Origin of the sequence: Pacificitalea manganoxidans (genome assembly GCF_002504165.1) — a bacterium.
GTDB classification, from domain to species: Bacteria; Pseudomonadota; Alphaproteobacteria; order Rhodobacterales; family Rhodobacteraceae; genus Pacificitalea; species Pacificitalea manganoxidans.
Map to the genome: position 1 here is coordinate 2,628,618 of NZ_CP021404.1, position 18,648 is coordinate 2,647,265.

The 18,648-nt window shown below is 64.6% G+C and carries 18 protein-coding genes, 3 tRNA genes and 1 other RNA gene; 6 read left to right on the forward strand and 16 right to left on the reverse strand.

What is annotated here, in order from left to right; genetic code table 11:
• Nucleotides 1-19 precede the first annotated feature (19 nt).
• The 9 genes from CBW24_RS11915 to CBW24_RS11955 all read right to left on the reverse strand — a co-directional run bounded on the left by CBW24_RS11915 (nucleotide 20) and on the right by CBW24_RS11955 (nucleotide 8,668).
• Nucleotides 20-1,390, reverse strand: coding sequence for a glutamine synthetase family protein (locus CBW24_RS11915; RefSeq protein ID WP_088664800.1), 1,371 nt, complete (start codon nucleotides 1,388-1,390; stop codon nucleotides 20-22).
• Nucleotides 1,387-2,067: a type 1 glutamine amidotransferase gene (locus tag CBW24_RS11920; protein WP_097373722.1), complete on the reverse strand. Its 681-nt coding sequence runs from the start codon at nucleotides 2,065-2,067 to the stop codon at nucleotides 1,387-1,389. The genes CBW24_RS11915 and CBW24_RS11920 overlap by 4 nt, the downstream gene beginning before the upstream one ends.
• Nucleotides 2,068-2,171: 104 nt before the next feature.
• The gene (locus CBW24_RS11925) at nucleotides 2,172-3,494 is read right to left on the reverse strand and encodes a glutamine synthetase family protein (RefSeq protein ID WP_097373723.1); all 1,323 of its coding nucleotides are present in this window, start codon (nucleotides 3,492-3,494) and stop codon (nucleotides 2,172-2,174) included.
• Between the two features lie 24 nt (nucleotides 3,495-3,518).
• A complete protein-coding gene (locus CBW24_RS11930; RefSeq protein WP_097373724.1) occupies nucleotides 3,519-4,361 on the reverse strand; it encodes an ABC transporter permease in 843 nt (280 codons plus the stop codon).
• A complete protein-coding gene (locus tag CBW24_RS11935; RefSeq protein WP_097373725.1) occupies nucleotides 4,358-5,233 on the reverse strand; it encodes an ABC transporter permease in 876 nt (291 codons plus the stop codon). The genes CBW24_RS11930 and CBW24_RS11935 overlap by 4 nt, the downstream gene beginning before the upstream one ends.
• A gap of 48 nt (nucleotides 5,234-5,281) precedes the next feature.
• Nucleotides 5,282-6,010, reverse strand: coding sequence for a transporter substrate-binding domain-containing protein (locus CBW24_RS11940; RefSeq protein ID WP_088664796.1), 729 nt, complete (start codon nucleotides 6,008-6,010; stop codon nucleotides 5,282-5,284).
• Between the two features lie 64 nt (nucleotides 6,011-6,074).
• Complete coding sequence (locus CBW24_RS11945; protein ID WP_232530321.1) at nucleotides 6,075-6,830, reverse strand: ABC transporter ATP-binding protein; 756 nt, start codon at nucleotides 6,828-6,830, stop codon at nucleotides 6,075-6,077.
• A gap of 284 nt (nucleotides 6,831-7,114) precedes the next feature.
• Nucleotides 7,115-7,561, reverse strand: a complete 447-nt coding sequence (locus CBW24_RS11950; protein WP_088664795.1) for a tellurite resistance TerB family protein — start codon at nucleotides 7,559-7,561, stop codon at nucleotides 7,115-7,117.
• Nucleotides 7,562-7,840: 279 nt separating this feature from the next.
• A complete protein-coding gene (locus CBW24_RS11955; protein WP_198405180.1) occupies nucleotides 7,841-8,668 on the reverse strand; it encodes an AraC family transcriptional regulator in 828 nt (275 codons plus the stop codon).
• A gap of 48 nt (nucleotides 8,669-8,716) precedes the next feature.
• Here CBW24_RS11955 and CBW24_RS11960 point away from each other — a divergent pair, with 48 nt between their 5' ends.
• A complete protein-coding gene (locus tag CBW24_RS11960) occupies nucleotides 8,717-9,307 on the forward strand; it encodes an NADPH-dependent F420 reductase (RefSeq protein WP_097373728.1) in 591 nt (196 codons plus the stop codon).
• Between the two features lie 419 nt (nucleotides 9,308-9,726).
• Here the strand turns inward: CBW24_RS11960 and CBW24_RS11965 are convergent.
• The 3 genes from CBW24_RS11965 to CBW24_RS11975 all read right to left on the reverse strand — a co-directional run bounded on the left by CBW24_RS11965 (nucleotide 9,727) and on the right by CBW24_RS11975 (nucleotide 10,276).
• A tRNA-Arg gene (locus CBW24_RS11965) sits at nucleotides 9,727-9,803 on the reverse strand.
• Between the two features lie 172 nt (nucleotides 9,804-9,975).
• A tRNA-Val gene (locus CBW24_RS11970) sits at nucleotides 9,976-10,051 on the reverse strand.
• 148 nt (nucleotides 10,052-10,199) lie between these two features.
• Nucleotides 10,200-10,276, reverse strand: a tRNA-His gene (locus CBW24_RS11975).
• A gap of 200 nt (nucleotides 10,277-10,476) precedes the next feature.
• On the opposite strand from CBW24_RS11975, the gene CBW24_RS11980 reads away from it, so the two are divergent.
• Nucleotides 10,477-10,671 carry a DUF6324 family protein gene (locus CBW24_RS11980; protein ID WP_097373729.1) on the forward strand — a complete coding sequence of 65 codons (195 nt, stop codon included), beginning with the start codon at nucleotides 10,477-10,479 and terminating at the stop codon, nucleotides 10,669-10,671.
• Here the strand turns inward: CBW24_RS11980 and CBW24_RS11985 are convergent.
• On the reverse strand, nucleotides 10,655-11,071 hold the full coding sequence (locus tag CBW24_RS11985) for an MmcB family DNA repair protein (RefSeq protein ID WP_232530322.1): 417 nt from the start codon (nucleotides 11,069-11,071) through the stop codon (nucleotides 10,655-10,657). The two genes, CBW24_RS11980 and CBW24_RS11985, sit on opposite strands and share 17 nt — an antisense overlap.
• 243 nt (nucleotides 11,072-11,314) lie before the next feature.
• Here CBW24_RS11985 and ssrS point away from each other — a divergent pair.
• From ssrS to CBW24_RS12005, 4 genes are all read left to right on the forward strand, one after another.
• Nucleotides 11,315-11,472, forward strand: a non-coding RNA gene (ssrS, locus tag CBW24_RS11990) — 6S RNA.
• A 69-nt stretch (nucleotides 11,473-11,541) separates the two neighbouring features.
• Nucleotides 11,542-12,417 (forward strand): hypothetical protein, encoded by an 876-nt coding sequence (locus tag CBW24_RS11995; protein ID WP_097373730.1) that lies wholly within the window; start codon nucleotides 11,542-11,544, stop codon nucleotides 12,415-12,417.
• A gap of 102 nt (nucleotides 12,418-12,519) precedes the next feature.
• Nucleotides 12,520-13,911, forward strand: a complete 1,392-nt coding sequence (locus CBW24_RS12000; protein ID WP_232529769.1) for a hypothetical protein — start codon at nucleotides 12,520-12,522, stop codon at nucleotides 13,909-13,911.
• The gene (locus CBW24_RS12005; protein WP_088664789.1) at nucleotides 13,911-14,693 is read left to right on the forward strand and encodes a COG3904 family protein; all 783 of its coding nucleotides are present in this window, start codon (nucleotides 13,911-13,913) and stop codon (nucleotides 14,691-14,693) included. Before CBW24_RS12000 ends, CBW24_RS12005 begins: the two co-directional genes overlap by 1 nt.
• A 41-nt stretch (nucleotides 14,694-14,734) precedes the next feature.
• On the opposite strand, the gene recN is transcribed toward CBW24_RS12005, so the two are convergent.
• From recN to lpxC, 3 genes are all read right to left on the reverse strand, one after another.
• Nucleotides 14,735-16,408 carry a DNA repair protein RecN gene (gene recN, locus CBW24_RS12010; RefSeq protein ID WP_097373731.1) on the reverse strand — a complete coding sequence of 558 codons (1,674 nt, stop codon included), beginning with the start codon at nucleotides 16,406-16,408 and terminating at the stop codon, nucleotides 14,735-14,737.
• A gap of 82 nt (nucleotides 16,409-16,490) precedes the next feature.
• Nucleotides 16,491-17,327, reverse strand: a complete 837-nt coding sequence (locus tag CBW24_RS12015) for an outer membrane protein assembly factor BamD (RefSeq protein ID WP_097373732.1) — start codon at nucleotides 17,325-17,327, stop codon at nucleotides 16,491-16,493.
• 275 nt (nucleotides 17,328-17,602) lie between these two features.
• Entirely contained in the window at nucleotides 17,603-18,523 is a 921-nt protein-coding gene (lpxC, locus tag CBW24_RS12020; protein WP_097373733.1) for a UDP-3-O-acyl-N-acetylglucosamine deacetylase, read from the reverse strand.
• Between the last annotated feature and the right edge of the window lie 125 nt (nucleotides 18,524-18,648).

The window sequence follows — 18,648 nt, forward strand, 5'->3', positions numbered from 1 at the left end:
CGTCCCGCCCTCCCCCGGATCAGACGTTCAGCAGCAGATGCTGGCGTTCCCACGGGCTGATCACCTGCATGAACTCCGAATATTCCAGCGTCTTCACGGCGCTGTAGGCTTCGCAGAACTCCTCGCCCAGAACCTCGCGAATCGCGGGGGCTTCGGCAAACAGGTCCAGCGCCTCGCCAAAGGTGCGCGGAATGCCTTCGTCGTCGGAATAAGCGTCACCGGTGCATTCCTCGGTCGGCTCCTGCTGTTCGATCAGGCCGAGATAGCCACAGGCAAGCGAGGCCGCGATGCTGAGATACGGGTTCCCGTCCATGCCACCGATGCGGTTTTCCAAGCGGCGCGCTTCGGGACCGGAGACGGGCACCCGCAGCCCGGTGGTGCGGTTGTCGCGCCCCCATTCAAGGTTGATCGGTGCGGAGTGGTCGCGCACATAGCGGCGGTAGCTGTTCACATACGGCGCCATGACAGCGGTGATCGACGGCAGGTGCCGCTGCATACCCGAGATAAAGTGCCGGAACGCCGGGCTTTCGCTGCCATCCGCCTGCGAGAAGATATTCGCGCCGGTGTTCACATCCACCACCGAATGGTGAATGTGCATGGCGCTGCCCGGCTCGTCCTGAATGGGTTTCGCCATGAAGGTGGCGTAGCAGTTGTGCCGGTGCGCCGCCTCGCGGATCAGCCGCTTGAAGAAGAAGATCTCATCCGCCAGCCGCACCGGATCGCCGTGGCGCAGGTTGATCTCGATCTGCCCGGCGCCGCCTTCTTGCAGGATGCCGTCGATCTCCAGCCCCTGCGCTTCGGCGAAATCGTAAATGTCGTCGATGACGGTGCCGTATTCGTCAATCGCGGAGAGCGAATAGGCCTGCCGCGCGGCGGCGCGGCGACCCGACCGGCCCATCGGCGGCTCGATCGGGGAGCCGGGATCGATATTCGGCGCCACGAGGTAGAATTCCATCTCAGGGGCCACAACAGGGTTCCAGCCCCGCGCACGATAAAGATCGCAGACCCGGCGCAGGACGTTGCGCGGCGCCACCGGCACAGGTTCGCCATCTTGGGTGGTGATGTCGTGGATCACCTGAATGGTCCAGTCGGCGGTCCACGGCGCGGCGGTCGCGGTGCTGAAATCCGGGGTCAGCACCATGTCCGGTTCGGTAAACGGCTCATCGCTGATCTGCGCCCAATCGCCGGTGATGGTTTGCAGAAAGATCGAGTTCGGCAGGTAGAAATGGGTCTGAGTGCCGAATTTCGACGCGGGCATCGCTTTGCCGCGTGCAACCCCGGCGAGGTCAGCCACGACGCATTCCACCTCATCGAGACGCCGCCCTTCGAGGTAGTCGCGGGTCGCTTGCGGCAACTGGTAGGTCCAGTCACGGGTGTCGGCGGTGCTCATGCGCGGCGCTCCTTGCGGAAGAATTCGGAAATATCGCGGGCGATGCGATCCTGCGCCACCGGCTCGGGCAGCGCGGCGCGGGCGGCATCGACCAGATCGTCTGGCACCGTGCTGCTGCGATGGGCGATCAACCCCTCGATCACACCACGCCCAAATTCCGGATGCGGCTGAATAGTATAGACCCGGTCGCCATAGACCAGCGCCGCATGGGCGCAGAAGTCATTGCTGGCGATGGTTTCAGCATCGGCCGGGCGTTCGACAACCTGATCCTGATGCCACGCGTTGAGGTGGATTTGCGCGCCTTTGTAGTCATAGGCCCGCCGCCCGACGGACCAGCCGCCGGCGAATTTCTCCACCCGGCCACCCAAGGCCTGCGCGATGATCTGATGGCCAAAGCACACCCCGACCATCGGCTTGCCGCTGGCATAGATCGCGCGGATCGTGTCCTCCAGCGGGGGGATGAAAGGATGGTCCTCATAGGCGCCGTGACGGGAGCCGGTGATGAGCCAGCCATCGGCGGCGTCGGTGGAGGTCGGAAAGTCCATATCGACGACATTCCATGTGCGGAAGGTGAACCCCTGCCCGCCAAGAAGCCGTTCGAACATGTCGGAATAGTCCCCGTAATCCGGTTGGATCGGGTCCGGCGCATGGCCGGTCTGTAGAATGCCGATGAGCATGGAAACCTGCATAGTTGGTCGCAAGGACACTATCAGAGGGTCGGTCACGGACAAGGGGGGCTGGCGCGACATGGGCGGCGCCCTGCCCCGTCGCCAAGGCCCCGTCAGACGGTTTCGAGATAGGGCGCCATCCGGTATTCCGGGGCCAGCGCGGCAAGTTTCGCCTGTTCCTGCCGTTTGGTGCGCACGAGGTTCTCGATCAACAGCGGTTCGAAGATTGCGGCGATCTGCGGCGAGGTCGCGAAAAGCTCGATCGCGGTGGCCCAATCCGCCGCCATGCCGGGCTGCGTGCCAGCCAGATCGTAGGCATTGCCCTGCACCGGGTCGGGCGCGGGGCGCTCTGCCTCGATCCCGCTCAGCGCAGCGCCAAGGATCGCGGCCAGCAGCAGATAGGGATTGATGTCGCCCCCGGCCACGCGATGTTCGATCCGGCGCGCGGCAGGCGGGCCGCCGGGCACGCGCAATGCGACGGTGCGGTTCTCATAGCCCCAACTGGCGTTGACGGGCGCGTGGCTGCCGGGGGTAAGCCGGTCGTAGCTGTTAAGATGCGGCGCAAGGATCAGCGAAGAGCCGGGCAACGCCTCAAGACAACCGGCGATGGCGTGGCGCAACAACGGCGTGCCTTCGGCCCCGCCATTATCGAACACGTTCCGTCCCTCCGCATCGAGCACCGAGAAATGCACATGCAGCCCGTTGCCGGGTTCGTTCGACCATGGCTTCGCCATGAAACTGGCGACCATGCCATGCGCGCGAGCGACGCCCTTGACCAGTTGCTTGAACAGCCACGCATCGTCGGCGGCGCGCATGGCCTCGTCATGCAGCAGATTGACCTCGAACTGACCGATCCCGCTTTCCGAAATCGCAGCTTGCGCCGGGATGCCCATCGCCTCCGCCCCGTCATAGAGATCGGTGAAGAACGCATCGAAGGCGTCGAGCGTGCGGATCGACAGGATCGCATTGCCGCGCAGCCGCGCGCCGGTCAGCGGCGAACGTGGCGGGCGCAGGCGCTTGCCGCTGTCGTCGATCAGGTAAAATTCCAGCTCCGTCGCGGCCATCACCCGCCAGCCGCGCGCCGCGTAGCGATCCAGCACCCGGGCCAGTGCCGCACGCGGATCCCCCGCAAAGGGCACCCCGCCCGACATCATGGTCATCGGCACCAGCGCCGAGGGCGTCGCCAGCCACGGCATCGGCACCGCGCCGCGTTCCGTCGGGTGGCAGGTGCCGTCGGCATCGCCGGTTTCAAACACCAGCGGGCTGTCTTCGATATCGGCCCCCCAGATATCGACGTTGAGCGCGGAAAGCGGCATGCGGACACTGCCCGCACCCAGCTTATCCGCATAGCCCGCAGGCATACGTTTGCCCCGCGGCTGACCGTTCAGATCGGCAATCGCCACGCGGATCGTGCGCGCATCGGCGGGGATGGTCATGGGGTCACCTGCGTTGAAACGGTGTCATCGAATGATCTGCGGACGAATGCGCAGACGCGGGCGGCGCTCCTGCGGCAGGTGCCGGTTCAGCCGCCGGTTCACCGCACCGAACACACCGATCACCACCAGCGTCAGCAGGACGAAATAGCCCGCCGCGATGGGGTATGGCACGAACGGGTTGAAGGTCTTGTCCGCGAAATAAGACGCATAGTAAAGCGCGTCGCCTTTCTGCTTCCATGCCGGAAAGCCGGAGAAAAACACCAGCGCTGTGGCATGGAACAGGAATATCGCCTCGTTGGTGTAGCTGGGCCATGCCAGCCGCAGCATCGTGGGCCATGTCACCCGGCGAAATTTGGACCAGCCGGTCAGCCCGTAGGCATCCGCCGCTTCCAGATCGCCGCGCGGCACGGTGCGCAGCGCACCGTAGAAAATCTCGGCGGAATAGGCGGAGGTGTTGAGAAACAGCACGATGAGCGCCCCGGCCCATGCGCGCGTCAGCCAACTGGTCTCAGCGGTCAGCACGGTAAAGCCAAGGTTCAGGCTCAACCCGTCGCGCGGCAGCAGGGTGAAAAGCTCATAGGCCAGAAAGAACTGGATAAAGAGAGGCGAGCCCCGAAACAGAAAGATGAACCACCCCGCAGGCCGCCGCAGCATCCAGATGGGAGAGTTCTTTGCCAGCGCCAGCCCCGTGGCGAGGAAGAACCCCGCGATGAGCGCCAGCACCCCGAAATAGACGTTCCAGATCATGCCGGAGCCGATCAGCGTCACCTGCTCGCACAGGGTGATCTCAGTCCCGCGGGGCAGCAGGCGTTCGCCCAGCCCGAGGGAACGCAAGGCATAGGCGGATATGGTCTCGACGCAGCTCATGTCCGGCGCATCTCCTCTCCGGCCATCGTGGCCTGACCGTGGCTCAGTCGGCGGGTCAGCCGGGCCAGAGCCACTTCGGAAACGCGGGTCATCAGCAGGTAGAAGATCAAGAGCGCGATGAAATACCAAAGCCGCCAGTCAGGGTGCGGATAGGCATAGGCGCGGGTCTTCGACGCGCCCAGTTCCTTGGCCCAGTAGACCACATCCTCGACGCCCAGCAGAAACAGAAGCGGGGTCGCCTTGATCAGGATCAGCCACAGGTTCGACAGACCGGGCAGCGCGTAGATCCACATCTGCGGGACCATCACCCGCCGGAACGCCTGCGCATGGGTCATGCCATAGGCCTCGGCGGTTTCCATCTGCGCCCGCGGCACGGCCTGCATGGCGCCGTAAAGCACGTTGGAGGCGAACGCCCCGAACACGATCGCAAAGGTCACGACCGCCAGCGCAAAGCCGTAAACCTCGTGCCAGACCTGCGGCGTGGAGGAGAGCGGCAGCTTTGCCGCGCTGCACACGACGAATTCGGCGCCGTCGCGAATGGGCCGGTCCCAATCAGGGCATTTGACCTGATGGCGCAGCCACTCCAGCGCTTGGTCCAGCGCGATCACGAAAAACAGGAAAAACAGGATATCGGGCACGCCGCGCACCATCGCGGTATAGGTCTTACCCAACCAGCGCAGCGGCGCGAACCGCGCCCGCGACGCCATCGCCCCGGCAAAACCGAAGGCCAGCGACACCGGCGCGGTGATGGCCAGCAGCAGCAGCACGGTGCCGAAACTGGTGTAGAACGCCATATGGGTTCCGGTGGTCAGGTAACAGGACCACCAGGCAAAACCGGCAAGCGTATCTGGGTCGGTGCAATAGGCGAACATGGCGCGCGAGGCCGGGCCGGGACGTCGCCGCCCCGGCCCGTGCTCAGATCACTCGAAGGTCTTGGCGTCGTCGCCGAACCATTTGAGGATCATCTCGTTTAGCGTGCCGTCTTCCTTCATGGAGGTGATGGCGACGTTGAACTTCTCTTCCAGTTCATCGTCGGATTTGCGCAGGCCGATGCCGATGCCCTCGCCGAGCGGCACGTCGTCGCCGACAAAGACCAGCTCACCGCCCGATTCCTCGACCGCCGGTGCAAGGAAATCCTTATCCGCGAAGACCGCGTCGGCCTCGCCATTGCGCACGGCGGCCAGCGTTTCGTCGGGGGTCGCGAATTCCAGCAGGGTCGCGCCGGTTTCGGCGACGTGGCCCGCCTGAATGGTGTTGGTCTGCGCGGCGACGATGCCGCCTTCGACATCCGCATCCTCGGACAGTGCCGCATAGGCCGATGCTGCGGGCGGGAAGTAGTTCTGCGTGAAGTCGATGATTTCCTTACGCTCCGCGACGATCGACATCCCCGCAAGAATGGTGTCGTAGTTGCCGGAGGTCAGGTTGGGGATGATGCTGTCCCAGTCGTTGGTGACCCATTCGCAGGTCAGTTCGGCGCGCTTGCACAGCTCATCGCCCACTTCGCGCTCGAAGCCGTCGACCTCGCCGCTTTCATTGATCATGTTATACGGAGGGTAGGCGCCCTCGGTGCCCATGCGGACGACGTCCTGCGCTTGGGCGGCTGTGGTGCCAAGTGCCAGAACGGCCGCGGCGAGATGTGTGATCTTCATGTGATATCTCCCGGTTGGGTGGTCGAAAGCCGGCGTGGTCCGCCGGACGTTGTGACGGTCCCGCCTAGTTGGCGGTGGCCGACAGAAACTGTTTGAGCCGGTCGGTCTGCGGCGCGCCGAACAGCCGCTCGGGCGGGCCTTCCTCGGCGATCAGACCTTTGTGCAGGAACACGACGTGATCGGACACGTCCGCGGCCAGCCGCATGTCGTGGGTGACGATCAGCATGGTGCGGCCCTCTTCGGCCAGCGCCTTGATGACCCGCACGACCTCTTGTTCCAGTTCAGGATCGAGCGCGGAGGTCGGCTCATCGAACAAAAGCGCCTGCGGTTGCATCGCCAGCGCCCGCGCGATTGCGGCCCGCTGCTGCTGACCGCCAGAAAGTTGCGCAGGGTAGGCGTCGGCCTTGTCGCCGATCCCGACCTTGGCCAGAAGCTCATGCGCCATCGGCTCCACTTCGGCGCGCGGGCGGCCCAGCACCGTCACCGGCGCTTCCATCACGTTTTGCAGGATCGACATATGCGCCCACAGATTGAACTGCTGGAACACCATCGACAGGTTCGTGCGGATGCGGGTGACTTGGGCGTGGTCCGCAGGCCGCCGCGACATGGCAGATCCCTTCCAGCGGACCGGCTCACCGTTAAACACCACCTCGCCGGACTGGCTGTCTTCCAGCAGATTGGCGCAGCGCAGAAGCGTTGACTTGCCAGACCCGGAGGAGCCGATCAGCGACACGACCTGTCCCCGCCGCGCGGCGAGGGACACGCCCTTGAGCACTTCCAACGGGCCATAGGCCTTATGGATGTCGCGCAATTCGATCACCGGCGTCTGAGACGCGGGTGAACTTTGGGCGGGATCTGTAACCGCGGCTGCGGCAGGGGTGTCAGGCAAGGGGCACCGGCATTTGAGAACCGTCACAAGGGCTGTCAGGGGAATTTAGGGCGCAAATTTGCGACGGATGCAACAGGGGCGGGCTGGATGACCCTAGGGCATGTCGCAACGGCCTTTTTGCAAGGCACCGTCCCGGTCCGGCTTGGACCGGGTCGGCAGGCAAACCGGAGGCGCGCGATCAGCGGTGCGTCGCGCCCGCCGACATCGGGGCGAAATCAGCGCTTCCGCCGTTTTTCGATTTTCATGCGCGCCGTATTGCTATCCACATCCTCAACCCCAAGGAGCGACGCCACGAGCCGCAGCAGCGCATCTTCCTGTTGATCGCGCGAACCATCGGCCAGCACGACCTCCCATAGTGCTTCGACGACGCCGATCCGCTGCGCATAAGGCACGCTGTCCTTGATCGCGCGGGTAAAGCGGACGGTATCGGGGGCTTCGGCCTCCAGCGCTTCGGCTTCGCTGCGCAGGCTGCGCGCCTCGGCCGGATTGAGCCGGTAGCGCGTGGCAAGAATCCGGTCGATCCGCTCCATCTCGATCTGGGCGTAATCGTCATCGGAGCGGGCGATGCGCACCAGCAGGGCAGCCAGCGCCAGCTGACTGTCGAGATCCGCCATCGGCGCGGGGTCGGGCTGGGTCAGCCGCTTGAGAAAATCACCTATCATGCCCCGGATATAGGGCCGCGACGAAGCCAAGGCAACGCGCCCGGCGGCGTATAAACCGCAGACGGTCGTCGCGGCACATCCGGCGCAGGGTGGCGCGCCCTGTCACGGCAGAAGCGGCGGAATGACCTGAGATGAGCGTATCTGTTACGCGTAACAGAAACGTGGTGCAAAAAATCGAACGGGGTGCCGATTAGATAAAGGCAACCTGCTTATCCACCAAAGAAGCGCCAGCATCAGCACCCAATTCTTTCGTCCTGAAGGTCGGCTATGCGGACGAAGCTACCGTTCACGTGCTGCGTCCGAGCGGCTCTTCATCGCCTGATAGGGCGTCTGACCGCAGACCGTTCTGAACGCCTCGATAAAGGACGAGACATCGCTGTAGCCGACGGCATAGGCGGTCTCCGTCACGCTTGATCCTGCCGCGAGATGGGCCAGAGCCGCCTGCACCCGTAAATGCAGCCGCCATGTGCCGAACGAGAGGCCGGTCTCGGACTTGAAAAGGCGCGCCGCCGTTCGCTCGCTGAGGGCCGCCTCGGCCGCAAGGACCGCGAGTGTCCCGGAGCGCGCAGGATCTGTCAGCAGTTGGTCCGTCAGCCGGCGTAACCTGTCGCCTCGCGGAATGGGCAGAACCAGATCGAAGGTCGACAAAGCCGAAAGACAATCTTTCAGGACCTCGACCATCCGCTTCTCGGCGGGCGTGTTTGGCCCTGTCTCGCCGAACGCGCTTACGGCGATCAGCAGCGCGTCAGACAGGCGATCGACCGACACGGCGCAGGTGGAGATAGGCGCCATGTCCCAGTGGTCGACGTCAATATAGCAGGTCGTAAGCCAGAATGGTGTGCGCGACAGAATTCGGTGCCGAGTCCCAGGCGCTACCCATACACCCCGCTGGGGCGGGATGACGTAACGGGCCGCGTCGGTTTCCACTAACAGGGCGCCCTCGCTGACGTGGAGAAGCTGAAGGCGGCGGTGGCTGTGCCAGGGTCCGGAGATTCTGGCGTGACGATCCGACAGAACGAACAGGGCCGCCCCGACGCGATCTGGGTCGATCAGTTGCCGATTTGGCGGGATCACCGTATTTTTTGTCATCTTGCGGCGAGTATGCACGGCGTGCCGCCGATATGTCCATAACATCCAACAGCAAGGAGACTGGACATGCAGATCGCGATACTGGGCACAGGCAACATGGGCGCACCCTTGGCCCGCATTCTCAAGGGTGCCGGGCACGACGTTGCGTCTTTCGGCAGCAAGGACGACCCGTCAGGTGGCCTGGTCACGGCGGACTTCGTCGTGCTTGCTCTGAAATACGAGCAGGCCCTCGCGGTAGCGGCGCAACCCCGCGTCGCAAACGCACTGGCTGGCAAGACCGTGATCGACATTACGAACCCGCTCGCGCCGGATTTCATGAGCCTCACGGTTGGTCACAAGACCTCCGGGGCCGAAGAGATCGCTCGCGCTCTGCCACAGTCGCAGGTGGTGAAGGCCTTCAACACGATCTTCGCCTCAGTGCTGGCGGATCATGCCGATGGCAAGACCTGCACGCTGCCGGTCTTCGTCGCCGGCGACGACCCGGCGGCCGTGGACGCCGTGGTGGCACTTGTGCAGGAAATGAAGTTGACGGCTATAAACGCGGGGAGCTTGTCGAACGCCCGCTATCTGGAGCCCATGACCGAAATGATGATCCAGTTCGGCTACAGCCTCGGGCACGGAGACCGGGTCGGATTCACCCTCTCCGAGGCCGCTTAGGATCCCACGGCTCTGACCCGACCCGGACAGGTCCGGCGGTTGGGTCAGGGCTCCGGTGACAAAGAGGGCCCGAGCCGACATTGCGCATCGACACTCCGAAACGCTTCTCTGCGCCAAAAGTGCGTCTGCTCAGGTTCTTCCGCGCAGCGCCGACGAGGCCGCCGATCCGCAACGCGGACAGTGCATTCCGGTCGGCTATATGAGCCCCTCCCGGAAGCGTCGCGCGTGCATCTCGCTCGGCATCCGCTTCCGAATGGCAGGGCTCATTTTGCTAACTGAGCAATGTTGACCCGGCATATGTCCGCGATGAAAAAAGCTAGAAAAATCGCGCAAATGCGGCCAGATGCAGGAAAGCTGAGCCAAGTCAGCGCCTTGCACCATCAGCTGCTTCTTCTCGTGGATAAGCGGTAAGGGAATAATGGTGCACCCGATAGGATTCGAACCTATGGCCTCTGCCTTCGGAGGGCAGCGCTCTATCCAGCTGAGCTACGGGTGCCGCGTGGCGGTGTCATAGCGAAGAGCCCCCTCCCCTGCAATCGGAAATTGGGCCACGTTCCCGCGCGATGGCGTGGGGTCAGCGCAGGGGGGCAAGACTGTGTGACGGCGGCGGAGGAGGTAGCAATCCAGAACCGCGATGCCTGCGCCGGGCGCGGCGCGGATGGGGGAAATGGTGGGTGGTGAGGGGCTCGAACCCCCGACATCCTCGGTGTAAACGAGACGCTCTACCAACTGAGCTAACCACCCGGTGCGCGGGGTCTTACCCTGCCCTGCCCGGTCTTTGCAAGATGCTCTCTTGCATCATTCGCAGCCTAATTACGGATCACCGCGCGTGACAGATCCGCATGACGCAAAGGTCAGGGGCACAAGACAGCAGAACAGGCGTGAGGGGGTATGGTACCGCCTCCCCGGCTTGAACGGGGGACCTCTGGATCCACAATCCAGCGCTCTAACCAACTGAGCTAAGGCGGCACATCGCGTCGGACGATCCCGACGGGGCTGTCACTTACTCCGGGCGGGACCGCAATGCAAGGCCCGCTGTCGGGATTTTGCGTGGCGTCAGCGCAGGCGGCTTCGCCCCTCCCGCGACGGCGCGTTGGCGGCACGCCCACCCCTTGATCATGGCCCCGCGCAGGTCTATTCCCGAAGGCCGAAATCACGGGAGCCGCGACATGGGCATCGACAAGCAAAGCGATATGGCCGCCAATCTGCAAATCGGGCCGACCAGCCTTGGCATGGTGCGGATCTATATCGAGGCCGACGGTGTCGAGATCCCGATGGATTTCGAGCCGGAAGAAGCGCTGGAGATCGCCGAGGAAATCCGCCTTGCCGCGCAGCGCGCCGAAATGATCAGCAAGAAAGGCTGAGCCCCGGATCGCGCAGGGCCTGCAATCGCCGCGCCGCGTGCCGGGCGAATTTCTGCATCATGACCTTGCGCCGCGCGCCGGGCAGCTTCGCCTCGGCCGGCATACGCAGAATTTCCGCGTCATAGCTGTCCGCCACGATCAGACCCGTGCCTTCGGGCAGCAGGTCGGTCGGAAACGCATCATCCACCGCCCAGAAAAACCGGTCGCACCATTCCAGATACCCCTCCCATTTGCGGTCAGAGGTGAAATCTGCGCGCGAGGATTTGCACTCGATCACCCAGACCTCGCCCCGGGGGCCAAGCGCCATCACATCGACGCGCAAGCCGGGCGTGGGCACCAGCTCCTCCACCGTGACAAACCCGTGCGACAGCATGTGGCGGCAGACCCCGCGTGCAAGCATCTGACCGGGCCGGGGCTCCGGCGGGGGGGCGCCAAGCGCGCGGGTCTGCTCCCACGCGGAAGGGTTTTGCGTATCATCAGGCATGGCGGCATCATGAACACAACGGGAACATTTGGCAAGTGGGCGTCGGAGATCACGGGCCTGCGGGGATCACGCGCCTAAACGGCGCGGCACCGTATAGCTGCACTCCTTTTGCATGCTGCCCCTTGTCGGAGGCGCATGGTCGCCTTATCTCCGGGCTTGGCGGATCTGCCCTACTCGTGACGAGGTCAAATTCCGGTGGCCTTAAGCAATTCCGAGGGAGCTGGCTCTGTCCGGATCCTGGTCCGGTTACCTGGCGCCCACCTGTAAAAACAGGTCCTCGGGAATTCGTTGCCTCAACGGTTGCGTGCGGTCCCCGCCGCTTTTACGGTCCGGGCGCGTTTCGTGGTTTCACGGACGCGCCCGATCCTGTTTTGGAAGCATCCCCCATGTCCATGTTCGATACCCTGCGCGCCGTGATCCGGGGCAAGACCCCTGCCCAGATGCGGCTGAAGGGGCGCATCTGGCAATGGCAGCGCGGCGACACGGTCGCGGGCACCGATCCGGTGGTCGTGTTCGCGATGCCGCTGGTGTCCCGGCGGCGCTCGGACAATTGGGAAGAGGTCTGCGCCAACCTTGCCCGGACGCTCGACAGTTTGCGCCGCCAAAGCTCCCATCGCTGGGCGGTGATCCTGTGCGGTCAAGACGCGCCTGATGGCATCACGCTGCCCGACAATGTCGCGTTCGTGCGCTTCACCGGCTCTGATCGCTACTTCGACAAGGGGCTGAAACGGCGCGCGATCGTGCGGCACCTGTTGCGCAGCCGCCGGGACGAAGGCTACCTGTTCCAGTTTGACGCCGACGACATCGCGCATCCCGATCTAGTCCGCCACATCGTCGAGGATCACAACGCCGCAGGCTATTTCCTGCCCGAAGGCTACCTGTGGAACATCGCAACCGGCGAAGTGGCGCCGCTGGCCGAGCGGGAGGGGCTCAAGGCGCTCAACCGGATCTGCGGCTCTTCCAATGCCGTGCATTTCGACCTGCGCCGCAATCGTGCGTCGGGCGCCGTGCTGAACGAGATGAAGGCCCATGCCGCAATCCCGGCGCGGATGGAGTATTTCGGCCTGCATATGCAGCCGGTGCCGTTTCCTGCCGCGCTATACGTCATCGGTCATGGCGAAAACATGATCGGGCGTCGTGGCAAACTGGGCGGCAAACTGGACTACATCGCGCGGCACGCGCTGCCCGCGTCCGAGGCGCAAACGGTGCTGCGGGCCTTTGGCGTGGACGCAGCAGAGATCGCGCCCGCGCAGGCGCCCTGACCCCCTGCGGCGACGGCCCAACGAAACAGTGAAACCTGTGCATTTGGGAATCGGCTGATCCGCGCCTATTATCCATTGGGCAGGACAGGGGAATTTCATCACATGAGCGACGACGCGCCGATCAGCCGGGCCGAGGCACAGGCCTTGCGGCATTCCAAGGAGCTTGAGGGCCATCTCGGCGTGCTCAGCACCTTTACCCCCACCGCGCTTGGCGTGCTCGCCGTGGCGTCCGGGATTTACACCTATCTTGGGGTGTCGTCGTTGCTCGACGATAATGGCGCGCTCAGCTTCTTCGCCGCCGTGGCCTATTCCATCGCGGTGTCGGTCGGGATTTTTGTGTTCTGGTCCTATCTGATGCGGCTGCTGCCCGCCGTGCGCACCGCAGGCGCGCGGATCGGGCTGATGCTGTCGATGGCATTAGGGTCGGTCGCCATCATCGCCATGTCGAGCTGGCTGAACGCGGCCGCGCTCGCCGGTGCCGCGGCGGTGGAACAACATCTGGCCTCGACGGTGCAGGAATATCAGTCCTCTCTCGAACGCGCGCATGAGATCGCGATCTCCGCGCAGGGGCTGGAGCGCGACGTGGCCCGCGTCCGTCAAAGTTTCGAAGACCTGAGCGAACAGGAAGCCACCGGCGACCTGTCCGGCATTGCCGGGCGCGGCGCCGTGTTCCGGGTGCTGCGGCAGAAATCTGCGGAACTGTCCTCGCTCGAAGAACAGATTGCCAGTCAGACGCCCCGGGTCGATCAGGCGTTTCAACAGGGCAACGAGATCCTGAGCCGGATGCGCGCGCTGACGGTCGAAACCGGCTCGGTCGAAAGCCGGTCGGTGACGTTCTCCGAACAGGCGGTGCGGCTGGCGGGGATCATTGCGCAGTTGCGGCAGCTTTCGGTCGCGCCCCTAGTGGAGCGCGCGGCGCAGGATCTGTCGGATTCGGTGGTGTTGCCGCAGCTTGATGGAACCAGCGAGGCCGTGCGCACCGGGCAGGCCGCGACTATCGATTCGGTGTTGCAGGTGTTGGGTCAGCGCGCCGAAACGCTACGCGCCGCCGCCGAGGAGGTGATGACAATGCCCACCCCGGCCGAGGTCGCCTACACCCCCATCAGCAGCGCCGACGCAGTGATCCTTTATGCCGAGAACTTTGTGCCCAGTTGGGCCGGGGCCATTGCCATCGACCTGCTGCCGGCGGTGTTGGTCTTTGTGCTGATGGTCGTGCAGGCCGCGATCCGATCCGGTCGGGACCGGGTGACGGTGGAGGATACGTTGACGCTTGCCGAACTGCGCGCCGCAATGGCCGCGCTGCGCGATGTGGAAAGCGGGATGGGACCGCGTGGCGGACAACAGGCTGCGCCCCCTGCCCCCGCGCCCACCCCTGATCCCGCCGATGCCGTGCCGATGACTGCGGGCGCATCCGCCGATCCGGGTGAACCTCAGCGCGGGACGATCGCTGCGCTTGGCACCGCGCATGGTAAATCCGCCGGGGCGGATCGCTGATGGCGTTTGGCACCGGGGCCGTCATCCGAGGTATCCTTGGGCTGCAGGTCGGGATCGCGCTGGCGCTGCTGGCGGGCGATTTCTTTGCGATACTGCCGGATCTGCTGACGGATCGGCGCACCAATGCGCCCGCCCTCGACGCGCCCGTGCGGCCCGGCGACCAGACCCGACGGTTCGATCCCCGCACCCTGCCCGCGGATCGGGTCAGCCCGTCGCGCCCCGGGATCCAGATGCCCGCAGGCAGCCCGGACATGCCGACGGAATTGACCTTCACCGCCGCCGAGACCCCCGGTCGTTATTTAATCAGCGGCGAAATCCAGCCCGGCGACGCGGCACGGTATGCCGATTGGCGCGCCAGCCTGCCCACCCCGCCCGAGGTGCTGGTGCTGCACTCGCCCGGCGGCTCTGTCGGGGATGCGCTGGCGATTGGGCGTCAGATCCGCGCCGAGGCGATCGACACCGCGATGGAGGCCACGGGCGTCTGCCTGTCGGCCTGCCCTTATATGCTGATGGCCGGGACCGAACGCGTGATCGCCCGCGGCGCGTGGGTTGGCGTGCATCAGCATTACTATGGCGAAAGCACAGTGCTGCCAGCCTTTCTGGCCGTGAAGGACATTCAACTTAGTCAGGCAGAGGTGGTCGCCTATCTCGACGGGATGGGCATCGACCTGCGGCTAATGAAGCATTCTCTCGCCACCCCGCCTGAGGATATCTACATCCTGCTGGACGAGGAACTGACCGAATACAACGTCGCGACCGAATTGACCGGCGGGGAAAGCTGACCCTGCGGGGCGCGTGCCGCTACGGGCAGCTTGCGCCGTGGCTACTGCGCCGACAGCAACGCGCGCGCGGCGGCGCGGGCCTCGTCCGTGACCGTATCGCCGGCCAGCATCCGCGCCAGTTCATCTACCCGATCCTCGGGGGCCAGTGGCACGACGGTGGAGGTCGTGATTTCCCCGTCAATACGTTTCTCGACCCGCCAGTGATGCGCACCGAGTGCTGCGACCTGCGGCGAATGGGTGATGACCAGAACCTGCCCGCCCTGCGCCAGCATCTGAAGCCGTCGACCCACCGCATCGGCGGTGGCCCCACCGACGCCGCGGTCGATTTCGTCGAATATCAACGTGCGGCGGGTGGTGTCCGCCCCGGTCAGGCAGACCTTCAACGCCAGCAGAAAGCGCGACAACTCCCCACCTGATGCGATTTTGTTGAGCTGCCCCGGTGGTGCGCCGGGCGACGTGGCAACCGTAAAGGCGACCGCATCGTGTCCCTCCGGTCCCGCGTCACCGGGCTCCACCGTGGTGCGGAACAGGGCGCGCTCCATCTTCAACGGTGCAAGTTCGCGGGCCATCGCTTGGTCGAGCCGCGTGGCCCCGGCGCGGCGCATCGCGGTCAACGCATCCGCCGCATGGGCGTAGGCAGCATCGGCAGCGGCAGCAGCGCGGTCAAGGTCGCGCAGCGTATCCGCACCCGCATCAAGCGCGTCGAGGCGCGTGCGCAACTCCTCTGCAAATCCGGCCAGATCGTCGGGCAGCACGTTGTGTTTGCGGGCAAGCCCCCGGATCGCGAACAGGCGCTCTTCGGTGCGCTCCAACTCACCGGGATCAAAATCGAGCGCGTCGGAAAGCTCCGCAATGCCCTGCTCCGCTTCGCCCAAGGCCTCCGCCGCGCGGGTCAACGCCTCCAGCGGGCCGGTCAGGCGCTGCTCCATTTCGTCGCCCAGCCCCGCGGCGGCCCCGTCAAGCCAGCGCAGCGCGTCGGTGACCATCCCATCGGCGCCGTCGCCGCTGACCGCCTGATAGGCGCGCGAGATGTCCTCGCGGACACGGGCCGCGCCCTGCATCATGCGGCGGGCCGCGTCGAGGCTCGCATCCTCGCCCGGTTCAGGGGAAAGCTTATCCAGCTCAGCGACCGCGTGGCGGAGGAACTCCTCCTCGGCGGCCAGCGCCTCCACCCGTGCGCGGGCCTCGGCAAGCGCCGTGCGCGCGCGGGACCGGGCGCGCCATGCCTCCCGCGTGGCAGTCAGCGCTGCTTCGGTCTCGTCGCCTCCGAACGCATCCAGCAACTGCCGGTGACCGCGCGGATTAAGCAGGCCGCGATCATCATGCTGGCCGTGCCGCTCAATCAGCAGGTCGGAGAGCCTGCGCAGCACCTCCCCCGAGGCGCGGCGGTCATTGATCCATGCGGTCTTGCGGCCTTCGGCGGTGTTGACGCGGCGCAGGATCAACTCGCCATCGGCGGCAAGCCCCAGTTCCTCCAGCACCGCGTGAGCCGGATGTTCGGCAGGCAGATCGAATTCGGCGGTAACTTCGCCCTGAGCGGCCCCGGCCCGCACCAGTTCCGCCCGCCCGCGCCATCCCAGCACAAAGCCGAGCGCATCCAGCATGATGGATTTGCCCGCGCCGGTTTCACCGGTCAGCACGTTCAGACCCGGCGCAAAGGTCAGGTCGAGCTTGTCGATAATCAGCAGGTCACGGATCTCTAGACCGCGCAGCATCGGGTCACCCTCAGGCCCGGCCAGACCCCGACATTAAAGCCGGAGCCCGCGCGGGGCATCGCTATCGGAAAGCGGGCTGCGATCAGAGCCACTGTCCCTTCACCGTCTGGCGGTAGATCTGAGCCAGCCAGCTGTCGCCCTGCGCCTGCGCTTGCAGGTTATTGCGGGCAAGCAGTTCGAAGCTGTCCTGATACCACTGCGTCGACCGGAAGTTATGGCCAAGGATCGCGCCTGCGGTCTGAGCCTCACTGGTCAGACCCAGTGACAGGTAGGCCTCAACCAGCCGGTGGAGCGCCTCTGCCGTGTGGGTCGTGGTCTGGAACTCCTCGACCACCACACGGAATCGGTTGATCGCCGCCGTATAGTGCCGATGACGCAGGTAATAGCGCCCAATCTCCATCTCCTTGGCCGCGAGATGATCGAAGGCCAGATCGAATTTGAGAATGGCGGAACGTGCGTATTCGGTATCGGGATAGGTCTCGATTACGTCACGCAGCGCCTGCAACGCCTGAAAGGTCAGCCCCTGATCGCGACCGATCTCATCGATCTGGTCGTAATAGGACAGCGCAAGCAGGTAGGATGCATAGGCAGCGTCCTCATCTGCGGGATAATAGTCGATGAAGCGCTGCGCAGCGGCGCGGGCTTCTTCGTATTGACGGTCCCGGTGCAGGGCATAGGCCTGCATCACGAGCGCGCGCTTGGCCCAATCGGAATAGGGATACAGGCGCTCGACCTCGGCGAAATATCTAGCGGCCTCATCAGGGCTGCCATTTTCCAGATCGAACTCCGCGCGCTGATAGATCTCTTCGGCGCTGTAGGATTCGAGCGGAGGTTCACCACCACCGCCACCGCATCCCGACAGGAGCGCCACAAGAGCCACCATCCCGACCGTTCTGGACCGCGACCAGCGTACTGCCATCTTCTGCCTACCCCGTCTCGTCCCCGGGCGCGCGACCCTTGTCCGCGCCACTCGTTCGGCTCGTCCTAGCACAGATAATTCGCAGGCAAAATGTCTTTGGCTGCAGATTTTGGCTCAGTGCGACCGGAAGTGAACATATGTTTTCCACGCCCCATAACCATGGTGGAGACAGAAATTTCCGTGATCCAATGCTCGATCTGTGCCGATTCCCTGCCCCGCAGCGGCAGCCCGCGCAGCTGCGGAATCACTCGAACGTTATGGGTGTAGCTCAGGTCTCAGGCTACGGCGGCCAGATCGGAATGACGCACACCGACACCCGGCAAGCGCCGGGCCGTCGCGGCGTCACATTCGACAATCTCATACGCGCCGGGGGTGGAGAACAGCGCCCGCAGCAGGCGGTTGGTCATGGCGTGGCCCGCACGATGACCGACATAACGGCCCAGAATCGGCCCGCCAGCGAGGTAGAGATCGCCCAGAGCATCGAGCATCTTGTGGCGGACAGGCTCATCGCTGTGACGCAGGCCGCCGGGGCTCAACACCCGGTCGCCATCGACGACGACCGCGTTGCGCGTGGTGCCACCCAGAGCGAGACCCGCAGCATGCATCTGATCCACATCCGACTGACGGCAGAACGTGCGGCTGTCGCAGAGTTCCCGGACAAAGGCCCCATTGGCCATGTTCAGCGTCTTGGACTGATGCCCGATGGCACGGTCGGCAAAATCGATGTCGAAATCGATGGTCAGCCCGTCGGCAGGCAGCAGAGTCGCGGAGCCTTGATCGCCTTCGACGGTCACGCGCTTCAGCACGCGGATCGCGCGCACCGCACCGCCCTGCGGCTCGATACCGGCATCGAGGATCTCCTCGACAAACGGCGCGGCGGAGCCATCCAGAATGGGAATTTCGGGTCCGTCGACCTCGACCAGCGCATTATGGATGCCACATCCGGCCAGCGCGGCCATCACATGTTCGACGGTGGACACGGTGACGCCGGCTTCATTGCGCAGCAGGGTGCACAGGCGGGACGGCACAACGTGATCCCAGCGGGCGGGGATCAACTGATCGTCACCCGTGATGTCAGTGCGGCGGAAGAAGATACCAGCGCCGCGCGGAGCGGGACGCAGAGTCAGCGTGACAGGCGCCCCGGAATGGAGACCAAGACCCTTCAGGGTGACGGAAGTGCGGATCGTATTCTGCACGGTGATCCCCTCTGCTCGGAACAATGCGTGTCTATCGTCGCTCGCCCCGTGGCCTGATCCGGCATCATTCAATGTCCGAAACACGAAGCCCGGTCGGTGATGGACCGGCAACAAATGAAATAAGG

Excerpts from the sequence above, each read along its gene's own strand:
- CBW24_RS11915 (WP_088664800.1), bottom strand. The coding sequence starts at position 1,390 with ATGAGCACCGCCGACACCCGTGACTGGACCTACCAGTTGCCGCAAGCG.
- CBW24_RS11920 (WP_097373722.1), bottom strand. The coding sequence starts at position 2,067 with ATGCTCATCGGCATTCTACAGACCGGCCATGCGCCGGACCCGATCCAA.
- CBW24_RS11925 (WP_097373723.1), bottom strand. The coding sequence starts at position 3,494 with ATGACCATCCCCGCCGATGCGCGCACGATCCGCGTGGCGATTGCCGAT.
- CBW24_RS11930 (WP_097373724.1), bottom strand. The coding sequence starts at position 4,361 with ATGAGCTGCGTCGAGACCATATCCGCCTATGCCTTGCGTTCCCTCGGG.
- CBW24_RS11935 (WP_097373725.1), bottom strand. The coding sequence starts at position 5,233 with ATGTTCGCCTATTGCACCGACCCAGATACGCTTGCCGGTTTTGCCTGG.
- CBW24_RS11940 (WP_088664796.1), bottom strand. The coding sequence starts at position 6,010 with ATGAAGATCACACATCTCGCCGCGGCCGTTCTGGCACTTGGCACCACA.
- CBW24_RS11950 (WP_088664795.1), bottom strand. The coding sequence starts at position 7,561 with ATGATAGGTGATTTTCTCAAGCGGCTGACCCAGCCCGACCCCGCGCCG.
- CBW24_RS11960 (WP_097373728.1), top strand. The coding sequence starts at position 8,717 with ATGCAGATCGCGATACTGGGCACAGGCAACATGGGCGCACCCTTGGCC.
- CBW24_RS11980 (WP_097373729.1), top strand. The coding sequence starts at position 10,477 with ATGGGCATCGACAAGCAAAGCGATATGGCCGCCAATCTGCAAATCGGG.
- CBW24_RS11985 (WP_232530322.1), bottom strand. The coding sequence starts at position 11,071 with ATGCTTGCACGCGGGGTCTGCCGCCACATGCTGTCGCACGGGTTTGTC.
- CBW24_RS11995 (WP_097373730.1), top strand. The coding sequence starts at position 11,542 with ATGTCCATGTTCGATACCCTGCGCGCCGTGATCCGGGGCAAGACCCCT.
- CBW24_RS12000 (WP_232529769.1), top strand. The coding sequence starts at position 12,520 with ATGAGCGACGACGCGCCGATCAGCCGGGCCGAGGCACAGGCCTTGCGG.
- CBW24_RS12005 (WP_088664789.1), top strand. The coding sequence starts at position 13,911 with ATGGCGTTTGGCACCGGGGCCGTCATCCGAGGTATCCTTGGGCTGCAG.
- recN (WP_097373731.1), bottom strand. The coding sequence starts at position 16,408 with ATGCTGCGCGGTCTAGAGATCCGTGACCTGCTGATTATCGACAAGCTC.
- CBW24_RS12015 (WP_097373732.1), bottom strand. The coding sequence starts at position 17,327 with ATGGCAGTACGCTGGTCGCGGTCCAGAACGGTCGGGATGGTGGCTCTT.